The following is an 18,477-nucleotide window of genomic DNA, read 5'->3' as shown; positions in this document are numbered from 1 at the left end:
CGCGACCCGATTCGGCACGCCGGTACCTGCTCCGTTGAACCCTGGTCCAAACACACAACCTGGATAATGCGAGGATAATTCCCCCACCTTCCCCCCAGACCCCCTGCGCGGCTAGCGTGATACCTGTCGGCGCCGGGTCGGATCGGGGTATCCGGGTACTTCCAACACCAGGATAAGCAGACACTGGTACCAGGCTAAGTGGTGGCGGATCGTAGCACCCGTGACCATGACTCGCCCATCCTCAGCAGCCAGTGTCCTGCCGCGCGTCCGCAAGCTCTCCGGGACCACCCCCTCGGACTCAAACGGGCACGGCGGCCCGGACTCCTCCTCGAACCCGCCCAGGCTCAGCACCCTGGGCCTGATCACCGTCCTGCTCGGCGCCTTCCTGCCGATGCTGGACTTCTTCATCGTCAACGTCGCGCTGCCGACCATCGACCGCGACCTCACCGCCGGTCCGGCGACGCTGGAACTCTTCGTCGCCGGCTACGGCATCGCGTACGCCGTGCTGCTGGTGCTCGGCGGACGGCTCGGCGACCTCTTCGGCCGCCGTCGGCTGTTCATCGCCGGATCCATCGCCTTCGGCCTCACCTCGCTGGCCTGCGGCCTGGCCCCGACCGCGTTGGCGCTGGTCGGCGCCCGGGTCGCGCAGGGCGCGGCGGCGGCGCTGATGCTGCCGCAGGCGCTGGCCACCATCCAGTCCGCGACCCAGGGCGAGCGCAAGGCGCGGGCCATGGGCATCTACGGCGCGGTCGGCGGGATCTCCGTCGTCATCGGCCAGGTACTGGGCGGGGTGCTGCTCTCGGCGAACCTGTTCGGCACCGGATGGCGGCTGATCTTCCTGGTCAACGTGCCGGTCTCGGTCGCCGCCGCGCTGCTGGCGCTGCGCTCCGTGCCGGAGACCCGCTCGGCCAACCCGGCCCGGGTGGACCTGCCCGGTACCGCGCTGCTGGCCGCCGCGCTGCTGGCGCTGCTGGTGCCGCTGATGGAGGGCCGCGCGGTCGGCTGGCCGTGGTGGACCTGGACCCTGCTCGCCGCGTTCCCGCTGCTGGTCGCGGCGTTCGTCCGGGTCGAGCGCCGGGCCGAGCGGGCCGGAGCGGTACCGCTGGTCCCGTTCTCGCTGCTGCGCATCCACGGCCTGCGCACCGGGCTGACCATGGCCGTCCCCTTCTTCGCCGGGTTCGGCGGGTTCATGCTGGTGATGGCCGTCGCCCTGCAGCAGGGCCTGAACGAGGGGCCGATCGCCTCCGGACTGGCCATGGTGCCGATGGCGGTGGGCTTCTTCATCGCCTCACTGGCCGGGCCGCGACTGCTGAACCGCTTCGGCAGCAAGGTGATCCGGGCCGGCTCGGTGATCCAGGCCGTGGGCCTGCTGGTGCTCGTGCTGACCGTCTACGGCGACTGGTCCGGCCTCAGCCCGCTGGTGCTGCTGCCCGGCATGGCGATCGCCGGCACCGGGCAGGGCCTGGTGATGCCGCCGCTGATCCGGCTGGTGCTGTCGGAGATCCCGACCGAGCGCGCGGGCGTGGGCGGCGGCATCCTGGCCACCACCCAGCAGTCCAGCCTCGCCCTCGGGGTGGCCACCCTGGGCACCCTGTTCCTCACCCTCGCCCCGACCCACGGGATGCACGACGCGCTCGCCCTGGTGCTGGCGCTCCAGCTCCTGCTCACCCTCGGCGTGATGGCGCTGTCCACCCGGCTCCCCAGCCGCGTCGGGTAGCCCGGCCCCGGGCGGTCAACGGTCGGCGCGAACACGGCGAGCCCCCCGCAGCCTCGGCTGCGGGGGGCTCGCCTTCTCGCGTCAGTTCGGCGGGGTGTCGGCGAGGCCGGGGTGGTGCTTGCGGGCGAGTTCCGGGTGGGCCCGCAGCCAGCCCTTGAGCGAGTTCCAGCCGTACTCGGCGAACAGCGGGTTGTCCGGGTCCTGGGTGACCCCGGTGGCCCGGGCCGCGTGCGGGAAGGGCAGCGGCGCGATCCGGGCGTCCAGCCGCGGGTTGTAGAAGAACGGCGCGGAGTACCGCTCACGGGCTCCGGGCGGGCTGACCACCCGGTGGTTGGTCGCCTTCAGGTAGCCGTCGGTCGCCACCTCCAGCAGTTCGCCCAGGTTGACCACGAACGCCCCGGGGACGTGCGGGACGTCCTGGAACCCGCCGTCCGGCCCCTCGACCTGGAGGCCGCCGACGCCGTCGGTGAGCAGCAGGGTCAGGAAGCCGTAGTCCTTGTGCACGCCGACGCCCTGGTCGTCGCCCTGCGGCGCGCGGCCGGGGTAGCGGATCAGCTTGAGGTTGGTGTGCGGGTGCCCGGCGAAGGCGTCGTCGTAGAAGTCCTCCGGCGCGCCGATCGCGCCCAGCACCTCGTGCAGCAGCCGGTGGGCGATGCCGCTGAGCCGGGCGATCCAGTCCAGCGTCACCGTGCGCAGTTCGGGCTGGGCCTGCGGCCACTGGTTGGGGCCCTCCAGCCACCAGTACGCGGGCTCCCCCGGGCCGGGGACGTGCGGCGGCAGCTCCGCGCCGATGTCCAGCTGGTCCCGCCAGTCCCGGGTGCCCCGGGTCAGCTCGTTGCCGGTGCGGGTGTAGCCGCGGAAGTGCGGGGAGTTCAGGTTGTCGATCGACAGCCGCTCGGCCTCGGGCAGGGCGAAGAAGCCGCGCGCCGCCGCCAGCAGGGCCTCGATCTCCTCGGCGGTCACGCCGTGGCCGGTGAGCTGGAAGAAGCCGACATCGCGTACCGCGTGGTGCAGGGCCTCGCGGTCGATGCGGGAGAGGTCGATCAGGGGGAGTCGCTGCTCGGACATGGCCCGTCCTGGTGAGGGTGTGTGACGCCGATGGGGAGAGGGTTCGGGGGTCAGACGGGAAGGCGACAGGACATGTTCGTCACCCGGTGGAGGTCCACGTGACGGCGCGAAACGAGCATGGGCATGCGGCCAGGGTACCTCGGATGCACGTATGGGAGCAGGGGCGGAGAAGAGAAATCAGAGGGCCAGAACGCTCGCAGCCTGCGATATACCGTCACGCATCGCAGTGGTGACACTCTGCCCCGACCCGCTCCGCGGGCGTCCGGCGGCGGTGATATCCGGAGGCGGGCTGTCAGTGGCGGGTGCGAGGATCGGCGCATGACGACAACCAGGCAGGGGGACCCGACTCGGGCCAGGAGCCGGGAGCAGTTGACCGCGCTGACCCGGTCCGGGGCGCGGCCCAAGTGGCTGATGTTCTGGGGCCACCAGCCGCGGCGGGACGGCGGCGTCGGCGCGGGCGCGCTCAGCCAGTGGTGGCCTTCGGCCTTCACCGTGCGGGGCGTGCGCTACGCCACGGCCGAGCACTGGATGATGGCCGGCAAGGCGCGGCTGTTCGGCGACGAGGCGGCGGTCCCGGCGATACTCGCGGCCCGCACCCCGGCCGAGGCGAAGAACCTCGGCCGCCTGGTGCGCGGCTTCGACGAGGAGCGCTGGAGCGCGGCCCGGTTCGGGTTGGTGGCGGAGGGGAACACCGCCAAGTTCGGCCAGGACCCGGCCCTGCGCGAGTACCTGCTGGGTACCGGCGGGCGGGTGCTGGTGGAGGCCAGCCCGGTGGACCGGGTCTGGGGCATAGGCCTGGCCGCGACCGACGACCGGGCCCGGGATCCGGACCGCTGGCGCGGCCTGAACCTGCTCGGCTTCGCGCTGATGGAGGCCAGGAGCCGGCTAGCCGCCTGACTGGTCGTAGTCGATGGTGACCGGGCCGGAGCCGGTGTCCGCGGTGATCAGGCCGGGGGCGGTGGGGTCGGCCAGGGCCGCGGTGACGTCGCGGGGGCCGGAGCCGGAGCTGCCGGTGACGCGGTAGCGGGTGGCCTGCGGGAGGTCGACCTCGACCGGTCCGGAGTCGGTGCTGACGCTGACCTGGCCGGGCGGGGCGGCGAAGTCCACCGAGACCGGTCCGGAGCTGCTCCGGGCGGTGAACTGGCCGGAGCGCAGGTCGCCGCCGTCGATCGGACCGGAGGAGGTCACCGCCCGCACCGGGCCGCCCACCCCGTCCAACTGGATGCCGCCCGAGGCCGACTGGAGGTCGAGTGGCCCGTCGAGGCGCCGCACGGTGACGGCGCCGGACTCGCTGACGCTGGTCAGCCGGGTCTGCGGCGGGACCAGGATGGTCAGGTCGGCGTGGCAGCCGAGGTCGCCGAGCGGGCCGTCGCACCGCACGTCCACCGTCAGCGTGCCGCCGCTGCGCTCGACCCGGACGGTCGGGCGGACGGTGTTCCAGTCCAGTCGCTGGCCCACCGTCACCTGCCCGGCCCGGCCGGTCCCGACCGTGATGTCACCGTCGTCGTTGTCGACGGACAGCGCGCTGATGTCGTTCCGGTACACCGCCGAGCCGGTGTAGGTCTGCCGCATCAGCCGGTTGACCAGGTCCGCGCCGCTGAGCGCGGCCACCAGCAGGCCGCTGACCAGGGCGACCGCCAGCCAGGCCGTGCGGTGCGAGCGGCGCGCCCCGGCCGCGTCCGCAGGGTGGTCGGCGCCGCTCACGCGTTGTCCAGGAACTGGAGCACGGCCATCACCCGGCGGTGCTCGCCCTCGGTCGGGGAGAGCTGGAGCTTGGTGAAGATGCTGTTGATGTGCTTGGCCACGGCGCTCTCGCTGACCACCAGCGTCCGGGCGATGGCCGTGTTGGACAGGCCCTCCGCCATCCGGCCGAGGACCTCGCGTTCGCGCGGGGTGAGCGAGTCCAGTGGTCCGCTCTGCCTGCGCAGCAGCAGCTGCGAGACGACCTCCGGGTCGAGCGCGGTGCCGCCCCCGGCGACCCGCTCCAGCGCGTCCAGGAAGTCGTCGACATTGGCCACCCGCTCCTTGAGCAGGTAGCCCACGCCCCGGGTGTTGCCCACCAGCAGGTCGGCCGCGTACCGCTCCTCGACGTACTGCGACAGCAGCAGCACCGCCACCTCCGGCCACTGGCGCCGGATCAGCAGCGCCGCGCGGACGCCCTCGTCGGTGTAGCCGGGCGGCATCCGGACGTCGGTCACCACCACGTCCGGGCGGTGCTCGGCCACGGCCGTCAGCAGCTGCTCCGCGTCCCCCACCGCGGCCACCACCTCGTAGCCGACCGCCTCCAGGACCTTGACCAGTCCCACTCGCAGCAGCACCGAGTCCTCGGCGATCACAGCTCGCATGGCAACTCCACGATCAGGGTGGTGGGGCCCCCGTGGGGGCTGGTGAGCCTCAGCACGCCGTCCACGGACGCGGCGCGCTGGCGCAGGCCGGACAGGCCGGTGCCCCGGGTCGGGTCCGCGCCGCCGATCCCGTCGTCGGTCACGGAGACCCGCAGCAGCCGGTCGCCGGTCCGCCCGTGAGTCTCCCGCACCTCCACCTCGGCGCGCGAGGCGCGGGCGTGCTTGGCGATGTTGGCCAGTGCCTCGGAGACGGTGAAGTACGCCACCGCCTCGACCGCCGGGGCGGCCCGCCGGGGCAGGTCCACGGTCAGCCGCACCGGCAGCGGGGCGCGGGCGGCGATGCCGGAGAGCGCGGCGTCCAGACCCCGGTCCTCCAGCACCACCGGGTGCAGCCCGCGGACCAGGTCCCGGAGTTCGGCGATGGCGGCCTGGGCCTCCTGGTGCGCCTCGTCGATGACCCGCATCGCCCGCTGCGCCTGCTCCGGTGGCGGCAGGTCCCGCAGCATCCGCTTGGCCAGGCCCAGGTTCATCGCCAGCGACACCAGCCGCTGCTGGGCGCCGTCGTGCAGGTCCCGCTCGATCCGCCGCCGTTCGGCGTCGGCCGCGTCCACCACCTCGCTGCGGCTCTCCGCCAGCGACTCGACCCGGCGTTGCAGCTCGCGGGCCCGGTTGGGGCCGAGCAGCGCGGCGGCGGCCCGCTTGTCCAACTCGACCACCAGCGCCGCCGCCCAGGGCGTCAGCAGCAGCAGCGCCAGCCCGCCGACGGTCAGCCAGACGTCCCAGGTGTCCTGCCAGAGCCGCACGGCGCTGGTGTCGGGCAGCATCCAGGCCCAGCCGAAGAGGCTGCCCCAGACCAGCCCGGTGGCCCAGCCCACGAGCACGCCGCCCGCGCAGACGGACACCAGCGGCGCCGCCACCAGGTGGTAGCACACCTGCCGCCAAGTCGCCTCGGAGCGCAGCCAGCGGACGGTGCCGAGGCCGAGCCAGCGGCCCTCGCGCTCGGGCGCGGGCGGGATCTCCAGCCCCAGCAGCGCCCGGAACCGGTCGCGTTGCAGCCGGGTCAACTGGTGCACGCAGCACAGCAGCAGCACCACCGCCAGCAGCACGCTCCAGCCGAGGACGTCCATCGGCAGCAGGATCGCCGCCAGCGCGGCCGGGAGCGCCAACGGAATCCCCGCCGCGAGGAAGGCGGTGTCCCGCCAGGCCCGTCGGGACACCGGCGCCCGGAGCGCCCGCAGTGTGATCCGCCCCGCGGACCACAGCCGTCCCCGGCCCGCCCCCCACCACGTTGTCGCCATGCGGCAGAGCCTAAGTCCCATGATCGGCAAGCACCATGGACCCTGATGCCCCCTAGGGGTGCACCTGGCACCACCCCCGATTCGGGGTCGGGCACTACTGATTGCGGCGCGCGGTCGCGGCAGTCTACTTACCGGGGCCCGACAGCCGGGCCGCACCGAGGGGGTAGCTCATGCCGTCGACCATCGACCTGGACCTGCGAGGGGTGCCGCTGCTCAACTCGCCGTGGTCGCTGCGGCTGGGACGGGGCACCCGGGGCCGGACCGCGCTGGAGGTCTACAACAACGGCCTGCTGCTGGACGTGCTGGTGGCCAAGCCGTTGTCGGCGGACGTGCTGCGCGGCGGGCGGCGCGGCGAACGCGACGGACGCCCGTCGGTACTCGCCTGGGGGCACCTCCCGGCGGACGGCCTGCCGCCCGACGTCTGGTTCGGCCAGCGGCACCGGGAGCAGCGGGGGCAACCGACCGCCGTCGCCGGGGACTTCTGGGTGGCGCTGGCCGAGGGCTGCTACGACCACGTCAGCGCGGCCCGCCCGGGCGGCGGCGCCCGGCGGCTGCGGGTCCGCGCGGGGTGGTCCCGGTGACCACGCTCGCCCCGATCCGCACCACCGCGCCGCGGCGGACCGCGCCGCCGCGGGCCCGGGCGGTGGGCCGACCCGCCGGAGCACTGCCCCGGCTGCTGGTGGGGCTCGGGCTGGCGCTGCTGCCGTGGCTGGTGGTGCTGGCCACCACGCTGCCCGGCACCGCGACCGCCGACCACTGGTCGCTGGCCTGGGTCGGTCTGGACTGCCTGGAGGCGGTCGGCCTGATCAGCACCGGCGTGCTGCTGCGCCGGGGCGACCCGCGCCGCTGCCTGACCGCCGTGGCCACGGCGGTGCTGCTGCTCTGCGACGCTTGGTTCGACACCACCACCTCGGCGCCCGGCGCGGACTTCGCCACCGCCGTCGCCATGGCGGTACTGGTGGAACTGCCGCTGGCCTGCCTCTGCGTCCGGCTGGCGCTGCGCGCGCTGCCGCGCTGACCGCTCGCGCACGCCGAGCGCCCTGGACCCCCCGGACACGGCACCGCCGCCCGACGCGCGTTCGCGTCGGGCGGCGGTGCACGTTCCGCGGCGGGGGCCGGTCAGCAGCCCAGCAGCTTGCCCGCGAGGAAGCCCTCGACCTGGTCGAGCGAGATCCGCTGCTGCTCCATGGTGTCGCGCTCGCGCACGGTCACCGCGTTGTCGTCCAGGGTGTCGAAGTCGACGGTGATGCAGAACGGCGTGCCGATCTCGTCCTGGCGGCGGTAGCGGCGGCCGATGGCACCGGCGTCGTCGAACTCGACGTTCCAGTGCTTGCGCAGGTCGGCGGCCAGGCCGCGGGCCTTCGGCGAGAGCGCGGCGTTGCGCGACAGCGGCAGCACCGCGACCTTGACCGGGGCGAGCCGCGGGTCGAGCCGCATCACCACGCGCTTCTCCATCACGCCCTTGGCGTTCGGCGCCTCGTCCTCGCGGTAGGCGTCGAGCATGAAGGCCAGCATGGCGCGGTTGACCCCGGCCGCGGGCTCGATCACGTACGGGAACCAGCGCTCGCCGGACTCCTGGTCGAAGTACTTGAGGTCCTGGCCGGAGTGCTCGGCGTGCTGGGCCAGGTCGTAGTCGGTGCGGTTGGCCACGCCCTCCAGCTCACCGAACTCGTTGCCGCCGAACTGGAAGCGGTACTCGATGTCCACGGTGCGCTTGGAGTAGTGCGACAGCTTCTCCTTGGCGTGCTCGTAGAACCGCATGTTCTCCTCGCGCAGGCCGAGGTCGCGGTACCAGTTCCAGCGCTCCTGCATCCAGTACTCGAACCACTGCTCGTCCTCGCCGGGCTTGACGAAGAACTCCATCTCCATCTGCTCGAACTCGCGGGTGCGGAAGATGAAGTTGCCGGGCGTGATCTCGTTGCGGAAGCTCTTGCCGGTCTGGGCGATGCCGAACGGCGGCTTCTTGCGCGAGGTCTGCTGCACGGCGGCGAAGTTGACGAAGATGCCCTGGGCGGTCTCCGGGCGCAGGTAGGCCCGCCCGGCCGGGTCCCCGGCGTTGAACGCGCCGAGGTGGGTCTCCAGCATGCCGGACATCGGCTTGGGCTCGGTGAAGCCGCCCTTGTTGCCGCAGTTGGGGCAGTTGACGTCGGCCAGGCCGTTGGCGGGGACGTGGCCGTGCTTGGCCTCGTACGCCTCCTCCAGGTGGTCGGCGCGGTAGCGCTTGTGGCAGGAGGTGCACTCGGTCAGCGGGTCGCTGAAGGTCGCGACGTGGCCGCTGGCCTCCCACACCTCGCGGGCCAGGATCACCGAGGAGTCGAGGCCGACGACGTCCTCACGGCCGATGACCATGTTGCGCCACCACTGCCGCTTGATGTTCTCCTTGAGCTCGACACCCAGCGGACCGTAGTCCCAGGCGGCCTTCTGGCCGCCGTAGATCTCGCTGCACGGGTAAACGAAGCCACGGCGCTTGCTCAGGCTGACGATGGTGTCGATCTTGTCGGCGGCCACAGTGCTCTCTTCAGTACGACGAATGCGGTCAGTGATTGGATTTCATTGCACGCGGGACACGCGCCGACGTGGAGCCGGCGGCGCGACCGAATAATTCAGGTTACCGGCCCATGCCGCTGAGGCTTCAATTCGATTCCCCCGGGGAGCCGCTGGGGACGGCGGGAACCAGCCATATTTGACAATGATTTCCATTATCTGTGAAACTGGAGGTTCGGCACTCCGGCCGCACCCACCCCCGGTGACCGCCCCGGGCTGGCACAATGGCGGCCAAGACAGCCATCCGAGCCCATCGAGACCTAGAGGAGATCCGGTGCCGCTGCCCGCGAACCAGTCCTCCCCCGCGCGGTCGACCAGGCAGCGCACCGCTGTCGCCTCGCTGCTCGCCGAGGTCGACGACTTCCGCAGCGCGCAGGAGCTGCACGACCTGCTCAAGCACCGGGGCGACTCGGTCGGCCTGACCACCGTCTACCGCACCCTCCAGTCGCTCGCCGACGCCGGTGAGATCGACGTGCTGCGCACCGACGAGGGCGAGGCGGTGTACCGGCGGTGCAGCAGCGGGCACCACCACCACCTGGTGTGCCGCCGCTGCGGTCGCACGGTCGAGGTGGAGGGCCCGGCCGTGGAGCGCTGGGCCGAGGGCATCGCCCGCGAGCACGGCTTCGTCGACATCGCGCACACCCTGGAGATCTTCGGCACCTGCGCCGACTGCGCGGCCCAGGAGACGACGCCCTAGCGGCCCCGTGGTCCACGGGGCCGCCCGCGTCCGGCGGACCGGCCGCTCAGTGGACCGGCCGCTCAGTGGACCAGCTGCTCCGGCAGCACCGGCTCGTCCGGCACCGCGTTGGGCAGCGCCCCGCCGTAGCGGCGGTCCCGGGAGGCGTACTCCTCGCAGGCCCGCCACAGGTCGCGGCGGTCGAAATCCGGCCACAGCACGTCCTGGAACACCAGCTCCGCGTAGGCCGACTGCCACACCAGGAAGTTGGAGGTGCGCTGCTCGCCGCTGGGCCGGATGAGCAGGTCCACGTCGGGCATGTCGCGGTGGTACATGTACTTGGCGAGGGTCTTCTCGTTGACCTTCCTCGGGTCGAGCCGCCCCGCCGCGACGTCCGCCGCCAGCGCCGCCGCCGCGTCCGCGATCTCGGCCCGGCCGCCGTAGTTGACGCACATGTAGAGCGTCATCGCGTCGTTGTCGCGGGTCATCTCCTCGGCGACCTGGAGCTCCTGGACGACGCTCTTCCACAGCTTGGGCATCCGCCCGGCCCAGCGGACCCGGATCCCCATCTCGTGCATCTCGTCCCGGCGGCGGTGGATCACGTCCCGGTTGAAGTTCATCAGGAAGCGCACCTCGTCCGGCGAGCGCTTCCAGTTCTCGGTGGAGAAGGCGAACAGCGAGAGGTTCTTCACGCCGAGTTCCAGGCAGCCCTTGAGGACGTCCAGCACGACGCTCTCGCCGACCTTGTGGCCCTCCGTGCGCGGCAGGCCGCGCTCCTTGGCCCAGCGGCCGTTGCCGTCCATCACGATCGCCACGTGCTCGGGGACCAGGTCCGCCGGGAGCGCGGGCGGGCGGGCGCCGCTGGGATGGGGCGGCGGCGGCAGGTACTCGCGCTTGCCGCCCCCGAACAGTCCACGTCGTGCAGTTGCCATGAGCCTTCGGTTCTCCACTCGTTCCAGCGTGCCTCGGACCGGCACGCGGGCCTGGCCTGCCCCGGCCCGGACCGCCTCAGCGGTCGACGTACCTCAGTGAGCGCAGGCCCCGCTCCAGATGCCACTGGACGTACGCCGCGACCAGGCCGCTGCCCTCACGGCAGTGACGTGGCTCACAGGCGTCCGCCGACTCCCAGTCGCCGGAGAGCAGTGCCCCCAGCAACTCCATCGTCTCAGGGGAGGGTACGACACTGCCGGGCACGCGGCAGTCGTGGCAGAGTACCCCGCCCGTCTGGACCGAGAAGAAACGGTTGGGGCCGGGCAGCCCGCACTTGGCGCAGTCGTCGAAGCTGGGCGCGTAGCCGTTGACGGAGAGCGAGCGCAGCAGGAAGGCGTCCAGCACCAGCGGCGGCGCGTGCTCCGCCGCCGCGAGCGTCCGCAGCGCGCCGACCAGCAGCAGGTACTGCTGCACGGCGGGCTCGCCCTCGTTCTCGGTGAAGCGCTCGGCGGTCTCCAGCATCGCCGTCCCGGCGGTGTAGCTGGGGTAGTCCGCCACTATCCGGCCACCGTAGGGGGCGATCGTCTCGACCTGGGTGCACAGCGCCAGGTGGCGGCCGACCAGCTCCTCCCCCCGGGAGAAGAACTGCACGTCGACATGGGAGAAGGGCTCCAGCCGGGCGCCGAACTTGGACTTGGTGCGGCGCACGCCGCGCGCGACCGCGCGCACCCGGCCGTGCTGGCGGGTGAGCAGGGTGATGATGCGGTCCGCCTCACCCAGCTTCTGGGTGCGCAGCACCACACCGTCGTCACGGAACAGGGCCATGCCGCCATTGTCGCGCACGGCACCGACAACCCCCGCCGGTCCCGGCCGCGGGCGGCGGCCCGGGGGCGCCTACGGGTGCGGCTGCCGGGTGGCCGCGGTCAGCGTCGCGTCGATCCGCTCGGCGGTCAGGCCCAGGCAGTTGCCGGTGGCCCGCAGCGCCTCGCGTTCGGTGGGGCGGTAGGGGCCGTCGGCGAGGGCGATCCGGGCGCCCTGGAGCAGCAGGTGCTCCAGGCCCGGCGCGGCCAGGTGCGGGGCCAGCGGCTCCAGCGCGGTGTGCAGCTCCACCGCCAGGCCGCTGCCGCAGCCGTACAGCTCGGACAGCTCCTCGTCGCCCTCGCGCAGGGCCGCTAGCGCGGCCAGCACCTGCGGCTCGTCCAGGTCGGCGTACCCGGCCTCGCGGATCACCCCGACGGCGGCCTCGCGGGCGGCCCGGGCACCGGTGCCGCCGGCCGCCAGCAGGGTCAGCGCGATCGTGTACTGGGCGGTGCGCAGCATCGCCAGCAGGTTGCCGGAGGTCGGGCGCTCCAGCGCGTCCAGCGGGTAGCGGCCGGAGCAGGAGGTGCACTGGAGGGTGGATCCGGCGTCGCCGAGCGGCAGCGCGGGCAGCCCGAGCAGCCGCAGCCATCTGCGTCCGTGCTGCCGCCGGTAGTTCCGGTCACCGCCGCATCCAGGGCAGAAGAACTCGCCCAGTACGTCGGTGCGCCATCGGGCGCTGACACCCACGAGCTGCGTCATGGCGCGACTCCCCTGCCTGCCACACCGACTCCGCTGCCGGTTGCGTCGATGCTGCCACGACCTTGACGCCCTGTCAGTACCGCCTACTGCCAGGGGATCGGAAAATTGTGGCAGAAAACACACTGGTCCCCCGCTGAACAGCGGGGGACCAGTGCGGCGAACTGCGGGTGTCAACCGCGCTGCGCCCGGTTGACGGCGCTGACGACCGCCTTGATCGAGGCGCGGACGATGCTGGTGTCGATGCCGACGCCCCAGCGCACCGAGCCGTCCACGGCGCACTCCCAGTAGGAGGCGGCCTGGGCGCCGGAGCCCTGGCTCATGGTGTGCTCGACGTAGTCCAGCAGCCGGGCGTCCACCCCGATCGAGTGCAGCGCGGCGAAGAAGGCGTCGATCGGGCCGTCGCCGGTGCCGGACAGGGCGACCGGCGCGCCGTCGACCACGGCCTCGACCTCGATCGCGTCCTTGCCCTCGGGGGTGGTGGCCAGCCGGTACTCGCCCAGCTGGATCCGGCCCCAGGCGGCGTCGGGGGTGGGCAGGTACTCGTCCTCGAACGCGGCCCAGATCTGCGCCGGGGTGACCTCGCCGCCGTCGGTGTCGGTCTTCTGCTGGATGATCTTCGAGAACTCGATCTGCATCCGGCGCGGCAGGTCCAGCTTGTGGTCGTTCTTCAGCACGTAGGCGATGCCGCCCTTGCCGGACTGGCTGTTGACCCGGATCACGGCCTCGTAGGAGCGGCCGACGTCCTTGGGGTCGATCGGCAGGTAGGGCACGCCCCAGGTGTGCTCGCCGACCGGGTGCCCGGCCGCCGCCGCGTCGGCCTCCAGCGCGTCGAAGCCCTTCTTGATCGCGTCCTGGTGCGAGCCGGAGAAGGAGGTGTACACCAGGTCACCGGCGTAGGGGTGGCGCTCCGGTACGACCATCTGGTTGCAGTACTCGTAGGTGCGGCGGATCTCGTCGATGTCCGAGAAGTCGATCATCGGGTCGACGCCCTGCGAGAACAGGTTCATCCCGACGTTGACCAGGTCCAGGTTGCCGGTCCGCTCGCCCTGGCCGAACAGGCAGCCCTCGACCCGGTCGGCTCCGGCCATGATCGCCAGCTCGGCGGAGGCCACGCCGGTGCCCCGGTCGTTGTGCGGGTGGGTGGACAGCGCGACGAACTCGCGCCGCGACAGGTTCCGCGACATCCACTCCATCTTGTCCGCGTAGACGTTGGGGGTGGACCGCTCGACCGTGGTCGGCAGGTTCAGGATGATCTCGCGGCCCTCGGCGGGCTGCCAGACGTCCATCACCGCCTCGCAGACCTCCAGCGCGAAGTCCAGCTCGGTGTCGATGAAGATCTCCGGCGAGTACTGGTAGCCGAAGACCGTGCCGCCGCCGGGGGTGGATCCGGCCAGCAGCTTCTCGGCGTACTCCATCACCAGCCGGGTGCCGTCGACCGCGATCTGCCTGACGTCGGCCCGCGAGCCCTTGAAGACGACCCGGCGGAACAGCGGCGAGGTGGCGTTGTACAGGTGGACGGTCGCCCGGGGCGCGCCGATCAGCGACTCCACCGTGCGCTCGATCAGCTCCTCGCGGGCCTGCGTCAGGACGCTGATGGTGACGTCCTCCGGGATCGCGCCCTCTTCGATGATGGAGCGCACGAAGTCGAAGTCGGTGGCGCCGGAGGAGGGGAAGCCGACCTCGATCTCCTTGTAGCCCATCCGCACCAGCAGGTCGAACATGGCGCGCTTGCGGGCCGGGGACATCGGGTCGATCAGGGCCTGGTTGCCGTCCCGCAGGTCCGTGGACAGCCAGCGCGGGGCCTTGGTGATGACCTTGGTCGGCCAGGTCCGGTCGGGCAGGTCGACGGTACCGAAGGGTACGTACCGCTGGTACGGCATCTTCGAGGGCTGCTGGCGCACGGTGGCGGCGGTGATCGGGGTGGGCCGCTCGGCGAAGGGCTGCTGGATCTCGGACATGCTTCTCATGCTCCCTGATCGGTGGGCTGGCTGCCCGGTGGGCTCAGCCGGTCGGTGCGGACTGTCGTGAACCGACGACCGACGGACTGCGGCAATGAGAAGCGCACAGCACGAATCCCCGCGGCGAGGGAGTCGGCCTTGTGTGAACTACAGGCCCTCGCCGCGGCAGCTAAGAAGAAGCAGCCCGATACGCATGATGGGACTCACCCTAACCCAGGCCCGCGCACGATCGGCACCCGTATCCGGGATTGTCCGTCTGTCGAGACGGTGTCGGCCACGGACCACCCCTTCCAGTGAAGGTGACCGTTCGGGTACTGACAGACTGGTGTGATCTCTGCCACTTTGGGCGATATGACCACACAGCACCACGGAATCGTGCCGGTTTTCTGCGGCATCGTCCCCCCGCACCTGCTGGAACGACTTGTCCACGATGCGGACGAGGCGGTCCGCGCGGCCGCCCGGCTCTCGCTCGAACTGGACGCGCTGCACCGGCGCCAGCGCGCCGGGCGCACACCGACCGTGCCCGCCCCCGCGCAGCCACCCGCGCCCCCCACGCCGACCGCCCAGCGCACCATCCACGACGGCCGGCACCAGCAGCCGCTGCCCGGCCCGGTGGTCCGCACGGAGGGCTCCGCGCCGGTCGCCGACCAGAGCGTGGACCGCGCCTACGACGGCCTCGGCGACACCTTCACCTTCTACCTCGACGCCTACGGCCGCCGCTCGGTGGACGGCCGGGGCCTGCCGCTGGAGGCCACCGTGCACCACGGGGTCCACTACGACAACGCCTTCTGGAACGGGCGGCAGATGGTCTTCGGCGACGGCGACGGCGTCCTCTTCAACGACTTCACCGTCTCCGTCGACGTCATCGGCCACGAACTCACCCACGGCGTCACCCAGTACACCGCGAACCTCGACTACCAGGACCAGTCCGGCGCGCTCAACGAGTCGGTCTCGGACGTCTTCGGCTCGATGGTGAAGCAGTTCACCCTCGGCCAGACCGCCGCGCAGGCGGACTGGCTGATCGGCGCGGGCCTGCTCGCCCCGGGCGTGCAGGGGGTCGCCCTGCGCTCGATGAAGGCCCCCGGCACCGCCTACGACGACCCGCGCCTGGGCGCCGACCCGCAGCCGGCGACCATGTCCGGCTACATCAGCACCGACAGCGACAACGGCGGCGTGCACCTCAACTCCGGCATCCCCAACCACGCCTTCTACCTGGCCGCCACCGCCATCGGCGGGCACGCCTGGGAGCGCGCCGGGCAGATCTGGTACGACGTGCTCACCGGCGGCCGACTGGCCGCGAACGCGGACTTCGCGGCCTTCGCCACCGCCACCGCGGACGCCGCCCGGGCCCGCTTCGGCGCGGGGACGGAGCTGGACGCGGTACGCGCCGCCTGGTCGGCGGTCGGGGTGCAGGTGGCGGCGGTACCGGCCGCGGCGGACGGTTCGGACGGGACTTCGGCCACAGCGAGAATTAACACTCCACTCAACCCCGCATAGGAATAAAGCCTGTCGCCACGCACACCCAACGGAGCACACTGGACACTATGCGTATCCAGGTCATCCGCGACGGCGGGGTCACCGGTGTCGAGCGGCGCGCCTCGCTCGACACCGAAGGCCGCCCCGACGCCCCGCACATCCACGCCCTGGCCCGCGAGGTGCTGAGTTCCGGCACCCGCACCGCCAGCTTCGGCGTACCGGACGGCTTCCACTACGCCATCACCGTCGACGGCCGGGCCACGGTGCACTGCACCGAACCCCAACTCACGGACGGGCAGCGGGATCTGATCCGACTGGTGCTGTCCCAGGGGCAGTAGCGCGGGGCCCGGCGGCCCGGCCCCGCGCGGGCCGGGTCAGCCGCCGTCCGGCAGCTCCAGCACGGCGGTCGCCCGGGGGTCGGCGACGCTGCGCCCCGCCTCGACCGTGTACCGGCCGGGGCGGGTGGTCCAGCCGTCCGCCCCCCAGGTCTGGAACGCCCGCAGCGGCAGCTCCACCCGGACCTCGGCGACCTCGCCCGGCGCCGCCTCGACCACCGCGAACCCGGCCAACCGCCGGTCCGGGCGGTCCGGGTCCGCGCCACCCGGCGCGAGGTAGACCTGCACCGTCTCGCGGCCGGTCCGCGCGCCGGTGTTGCGGACCAGCACCACCGCCTCGGCCCGGGCCGCGTACGGGTCCTCGCCCGGCCCCGGCCGCCGCAGCCGGACGTCGAGGCCCTGGTACTCCCAGTCGGTGTAGCCGAGGCCGTGGCCGAACCAGTACGCGGGGGCCGCGCCGCCGCGCCGCTGCCAGGCCGGGTAGCCGACGAACAGGCCCTCGCGGTAGTCCAGTCGGCCGTCGACCGGCTCGACCCGCCACACCGGGCAGTCGGCCTCCGCCGCCGGCCAGGTGGTGGGCAGCCGTCCACCGGGCTCGCGGATCCCGAGCAGCACCTCGCCCAGGGCCGCGCCCGCCTCCTGCCCCGGGAACCAGGTGAGCAGCACCGCCGCGACCTGCTCGCGCCAGGGCATCAGCACCGGCGCGCCCGCGTTGACCACCACCACCGTCCGCGGGTTGACCTGGGCGACCCGGCGGACCAACTCGTCCTGGCGTCCGGGCAGGGCCAGTCCGGCCCGGTCGACGCCCTCGCTCTCCACCTCCTCGGTGGTGGCCACGACCACCACCGCGACATCGGCCGACGCCGCCAACGCCACCGCCTCGTCGATCAGTTCGTCCTCGGTGCCGACCGGGGCGCCATGGCCGAGGGCGAACGAGACCATCCCGAACCCGGCGAACTCCGGTGCCTTGGAAAGAGAATGAGTGAGCGTCAGCTCAATCGGCGCAGTGCTGTCCAGGTCGAGTTCGAGCACCTCCTCCGGCGGGTTGAGGAACGCCCCGGCCGGGTCGGTGCCCTGGTAGCGCACCTCCCCGTCGAACAGGGTCCGGCCCCCGGCCTCCAGCAGGAAGCGGCCCTGGCCGCGGATGCCCAACCGGTGCACGCCGGTGGTCTGCGGCTGGAGCACGCCGGTGATCCGGACCGCGCGCAGGTCCGCGAAGCCGACCCCGCCCGGCAGTCGGCCGATCCAGCGGACACCGCCGTCGGGCAGCCCGGCGGTGCCGAGCTCGGCCCCGCCGGAGCCCAGCAGCACCGCCTCGACCGGCGCCGCCAGCGGTGCCAGGTGGACGGCCGGATCCGCGCCGAGCGCGTAGCCGAGCGCGGTGCTCGGCGGCAGTGCGGCCCGCAGCCCCGCCAACGGGCTGACCACCCCGGTCGGGAAGACCTGGGCGGAGCCGCCGCCGCCGATCCTGGGCTGCGCGGCGGCGGCGCCGATCACCGCCACCGAGCCGGGCGCCGGGTCGAGCGGCAGCGCGCCCTGGTTGCGGACCAGGGTGAACGAGCGGGCGGCGACCTCCCGCGCCAGTGCCTCGCCGTCGACGTCCGCCGGGGGCTCGGGCACGGCGGCGGGAGCCCCGGCCAGCAGGCCGACCCGGGCGGCCAGGCGCAGCACCCGGCGGGCCAGCTCGTCCACGGCCGCCTCCGGCACGCGTCCGTCGCGGACGGCGGCGACCAGGTGCTCGCCGTAGACGGTGACCGGGCCCGGCATCGCGATGTCCAGGCCGCCGAGCGCCGCCCGGACGGTGTCCCTGGCCCCGGTCCAGTCCGAGACCAGGACCCCGTCGAAACCCCACTCCGCGCGCAGCACACCGTTGTTGAGCTCGGCGTGCTCGCTCATGCTGTGCCCGCCGACCCGGTTGTAGGCGGCCATCAGGCCCCACGGCCGGGCCTTGCGGACGATCGCCTCGAACGGCGCCAGGTACAGCTCGCGCAGGGTCCGCTCGTCGGCCCGGACGTCCACGGTGTAGCGGTCGGTCTCGGAGTCGTTGGCGACCCAGTGCTTCGGGGTGGTGGCCACCCCGCCCGCCTGGATCCCGGCCACCAGCGCCGCACCGATCTCGCCGGTGAGCAGCGGGTCCTCCGAGTAGGCCTCGAAGTGGCGTCCGCCGCGCGGGCTCCGGTGCAGGTTGACCGTGGGCGCGAGCACCACGTGCACGCCCTTGCGCCGGGCCTCCTGCGCCAGCAGCCCGCCGGTGCGGCGGACCAGGTCGGGATCCCAGGTGGCGGCCAGCGCGGTCGGGGCGGGGATGGCGATCGAGGGGTCGTCCGGCGTCCACTGCTCGCCGCGCACCCCGGCCGGGCCGTCGGACATGACCAGCCGCCCGAGGCCGATCTCCGCGTTGGCGGGCAGCGACCACATGTCGGCCCCGGCGAGCAGGGCGACCTTGGCGGTGAGGTCGAGTCGGCCGAGGGCGGCCTCGACCGCGGCCTCCCGGCCCCGGTCGGCGGCGGTACCCGCGGTGGTGGTGCCCGCCGCGGTGCTGCTGGGTTCGGTGGTGGTGCTGTCCATGA

General features: G+C 72.9%; 17 protein-coding genes. 7 read left to right on the top strand and 10 right to left on the bottom strand.

Translation table 11 applies throughout. The annotated features are described in order from the left end of the window. Nucleotides 1-226: 226 nt before the first annotated feature. The gene (locus GXP74_RS08295) at nucleotides 227-1,717 is read left to right on the top strand and encodes an MFS transporter (RefSeq protein WP_182450748.1); all 1,491 of its coding nucleotides are present in this window, start codon (nucleotides 227-229) and stop codon (nucleotides 1,715-1,717) included. 81 nt (nucleotides 1,718-1,798) lie between these two features. On the opposite strand, the gene GXP74_RS08290 is transcribed toward GXP74_RS08295, so the two are convergent. Further along, entirely contained in the window at nucleotides 1,799-2,785 is a 987-nt protein-coding gene (locus GXP74_RS08290) for an isopenicillin N synthase family oxygenase (protein WP_182450747.1), read from the bottom strand. Between the two features lie 318 nt (nucleotides 2,786-3,103). Here GXP74_RS08290 and GXP74_RS08285 point away from each other — a divergent pair, with 318 nt between their 5' ends. Further along, nucleotides 3,104-3,682 (top strand): NADAR family protein, encoded by a 579-nt coding sequence (locus GXP74_RS08285; protein WP_182450746.1) that lies wholly within the window; start codon nucleotides 3,104-3,106, stop codon nucleotides 3,680-3,682. Here the strand turns inward: GXP74_RS08285 and GXP74_RS08280 are convergent. Genes GXP74_RS08280 through GXP74_RS08270 form a run of 3 tightly spaced genes read right to left on the bottom strand, consistent with a single transcriptional unit; the run spans nucleotide 3,671 to nucleotide 6,428 of the window. Further along, on the bottom strand, nucleotides 3,671-4,489 hold the full coding sequence (locus tag GXP74_RS08280; RefSeq protein WP_182450745.1) for a DUF4097 family beta strand repeat-containing protein: 819 nt from the start codon (nucleotides 4,487-4,489) through the stop codon (nucleotides 3,671-3,673). The genes GXP74_RS08285 and GXP74_RS08280 overlap by 12 nt on opposite strands. Continuing rightward, nucleotides 4,486-5,130 (bottom strand): response regulator transcription factor, encoded by a 645-nt coding sequence (locus GXP74_RS08275; RefSeq protein WP_182450744.1) that lies wholly within the window; start codon nucleotides 5,128-5,130, stop codon nucleotides 4,486-4,488. Before GXP74_RS08275 ends, GXP74_RS08280 begins: the two co-directional genes overlap by 4 nt. Further along, nucleotides 5,118-6,428, bottom strand: coding sequence for a sensor histidine kinase (locus GXP74_RS08270; RefSeq protein WP_225447788.1), 1,311 nt, complete (start codon nucleotides 6,426-6,428; stop codon nucleotides 5,118-5,120). Before GXP74_RS08270 ends, GXP74_RS08275 begins: the two co-directional genes overlap by 13 nt. Nucleotides 6,429-6,598: 170 nt before the next feature. Here GXP74_RS08270 and GXP74_RS08265 point away from each other — a divergent pair, with 170 nt between their 5' ends. Beyond that, nucleotides 6,599-7,009 carry a hypothetical protein gene (locus tag GXP74_RS08265; protein ID WP_182456969.1) on the top strand — a complete coding sequence of 137 codons (411 nt, stop codon included), beginning with the start codon at nucleotides 6,599-6,601 and terminating at the stop codon, nucleotides 7,007-7,009. Continuing rightward, nucleotides 7,006-7,446: a hypothetical protein gene (locus GXP74_RS08260; protein WP_370468400.1), complete on the top strand. Its 441-nt coding sequence runs from the start codon at nucleotides 7,006-7,008 to the stop codon at nucleotides 7,444-7,446. The genes GXP74_RS08265 and GXP74_RS08260 overlap by 4 nt, the downstream gene beginning before the upstream one ends. 101 nt (nucleotides 7,447-7,547) lie before the next feature. On the opposite strand, the gene GXP74_RS08255 is transcribed toward GXP74_RS08260, so the two are convergent. Then, nucleotides 7,548-8,936, bottom strand: a complete 1,389-nt coding sequence (locus GXP74_RS08255) for a glycine--tRNA ligase (protein ID WP_182450742.1) — start codon at nucleotides 8,934-8,936, stop codon at nucleotides 7,548-7,550. A gap of 316 nt (nucleotides 8,937-9,252) precedes the next feature. Between GXP74_RS08255 and GXP74_RS08250 the strand changes: the two genes are divergently transcribed. Continuing rightward, nucleotides 9,253-9,669 carry a Fur family transcriptional regulator gene (locus tag GXP74_RS08250; RefSeq protein WP_225448579.1) on the top strand — a complete coding sequence of 139 codons (417 nt, stop codon included), beginning with the start codon at nucleotides 9,253-9,255 and terminating at the stop codon, nucleotides 9,667-9,669. 62 nt (nucleotides 9,670-9,731) lie between these two features. Here the strand turns inward: GXP74_RS08250 and GXP74_RS08245 are convergent, their stop codons facing one another. The 4 genes from GXP74_RS08245 to leuA form a co-directional block, all read right to left on the bottom strand. Beyond that, nucleotides 9,732-10,580, bottom strand: a complete 849-nt coding sequence (locus tag GXP74_RS08245) for an isoprenyl transferase (RefSeq protein ID WP_182450740.1) — start codon at nucleotides 10,578-10,580, stop codon at nucleotides 9,732-9,734. A gap of 76 nt (nucleotides 10,581-10,656) precedes the next feature. Further along, a complete protein-coding gene (gene recO / locus GXP74_RS08240) occupies nucleotides 10,657-11,403 on the bottom strand; it encodes a DNA repair protein RecO (RefSeq protein WP_182450739.1) in 747 nt (248 codons plus the stop codon). A 69-nt stretch (nucleotides 11,404-11,472) separates the two neighbouring features. After that, complete coding sequence (locus GXP74_RS08235; RefSeq protein ID WP_182450738.1) at nucleotides 11,473-12,138, bottom strand: TerB family tellurite resistance protein; 666 nt, start codon at nucleotides 12,136-12,138, stop codon at nucleotides 11,473-11,475. A gap of 170 nt (nucleotides 12,139-12,308) precedes the next feature. After that, complete coding sequence (gene leuA / locus GXP74_RS08230) at nucleotides 12,309-14,096, bottom strand: 2-isopropylmalate synthase (protein ID WP_182450737.1); 1,788 nt, start codon at nucleotides 14,094-14,096, stop codon at nucleotides 12,309-12,311. Nucleotides 14,097-14,447: 351 nt separating this feature from the next. On the opposite strand from leuA, the gene GXP74_RS08225 reads away from it, so the two are divergent. Both GXP74_RS08225 and GXP74_RS08220 read left to right on the top strand, forming a co-directional pair. Beyond that, complete coding sequence (locus tag GXP74_RS08225; protein WP_182450736.1) at nucleotides 14,448-15,593, top strand: M4 family metallopeptidase; 1,146 nt, start codon at nucleotides 14,448-14,450, stop codon at nucleotides 15,591-15,593. 47 nt (nucleotides 15,594-15,640) lie between these two features. Then, nucleotides 15,641-15,910: a protealysin inhibitor emfourin gene (locus GXP74_RS08220; RefSeq protein ID WP_182450735.1), complete on the top strand. Its 270-nt coding sequence runs from the start codon at nucleotides 15,641-15,643 to the stop codon at nucleotides 15,908-15,910. A 36-nt stretch (nucleotides 15,911-15,946) separates the two neighbouring features. Here the strand turns inward: GXP74_RS08220 and GXP74_RS08215 are convergent, their stop codons facing one another. After that, on the bottom strand, nucleotides 15,947-18,475 hold the full coding sequence (locus GXP74_RS08215; RefSeq protein WP_182450734.1) for a beta-glucosidase: 2,529 nt from the start codon (nucleotides 18,473-18,475) through the stop codon (nucleotides 15,947-15,949). Nucleotides 18,476-18,477 lie beyond the last annotated feature (2 nt).

Source organism: Streptacidiphilus sp. P02-A3a (genome assembly GCF_014084105.1).
Classification (GTDB): Bacteria; Actinomycetota; Actinomycetes; order Streptomycetales; family Streptomycetaceae; genus Streptacidiphilus.
This window is presented reverse-complemented; position numbering and strand designations above follow the sequence as displayed.

Coding starts and splice junctions, on each gene's coding strand:
- GXP74_RS08295 (WP_182450748.1), top strand. CDS start 227: ATGACTCGCCCATCCTCAGCAGCCAGTGTCCTGCCGCGCGTCCGCAAG.
- GXP74_RS08290 (WP_182450747.1), bottom strand. CDS start 2,785: ATGTCCGAGCAGCGACTCCCCCTGATCGACCTCTCCCGCATCGACCGC.
- GXP74_RS08285 (WP_182450746.1), top strand. CDS start 3,104: ATGACGACAACCAGGCAGGGGGACCCGACTCGGGCCAGGAGCCGGGAG.
- GXP74_RS08275 (WP_182450744.1), bottom strand. CDS start 5,130: ATGCGAGCTGTGATCGCCGAGGACTCGGTGCTGCTGCGAGTGGGACTG.
- GXP74_RS08270 (WP_225447788.1), bottom strand. CDS start 6,428: ATGGCGACAACGTGGTGGGGGGCGGGCCGGGGACGGCTGTGGTCCGCG.
- GXP74_RS08265 (WP_182456969.1), top strand. CDS start 6,599: ATGCCGTCGACCATCGACCTGGACCTGCGAGGGGTGCCGCTGCTCAAC.
- GXP74_RS08245 (WP_182450740.1), bottom strand. CDS start 10,580: ATGGCAACTGCACGACGTGGACTGTTCGGGGGCGGCAAGCGCGAGTAC.
- recO (WP_182450739.1), bottom strand. CDS start 11,403: ATGGCCCTGTTCCGTGACGACGGTGTGGTGCTGCGCACCCAGAAGCTG.
- GXP74_RS08235 (WP_182450738.1), bottom strand. CDS start 12,138: ATGACGCAGCTCGTGGGTGTCAGCGCCCGATGGCGCACCGACGTACTG.
- leuA (WP_182450737.1), bottom strand. CDS start 14,096: ATGTCCGAGATCCAGCAGCCCTTCGCCGAGCGGCCCACCCCGATCACC.
- GXP74_RS08225 (WP_182450736.1), top strand. CDS start 14,448: ATGACCACACAGCACCACGGAATCGTGCCGGTTTTCTGCGGCATCGTC.
- GXP74_RS08220 (WP_182450735.1), top strand. CDS start 15,641: ATGCGTATCCAGGTCATCCGCGACGGCGGGGTCACCGGTGTCGAGCGG.
- GXP74_RS08215 (WP_182450734.1), bottom strand. CDS start 18,475: ATGGACAGCACCACCACCGAACCCAGCAGCACCGCGGCGGGCACCACC.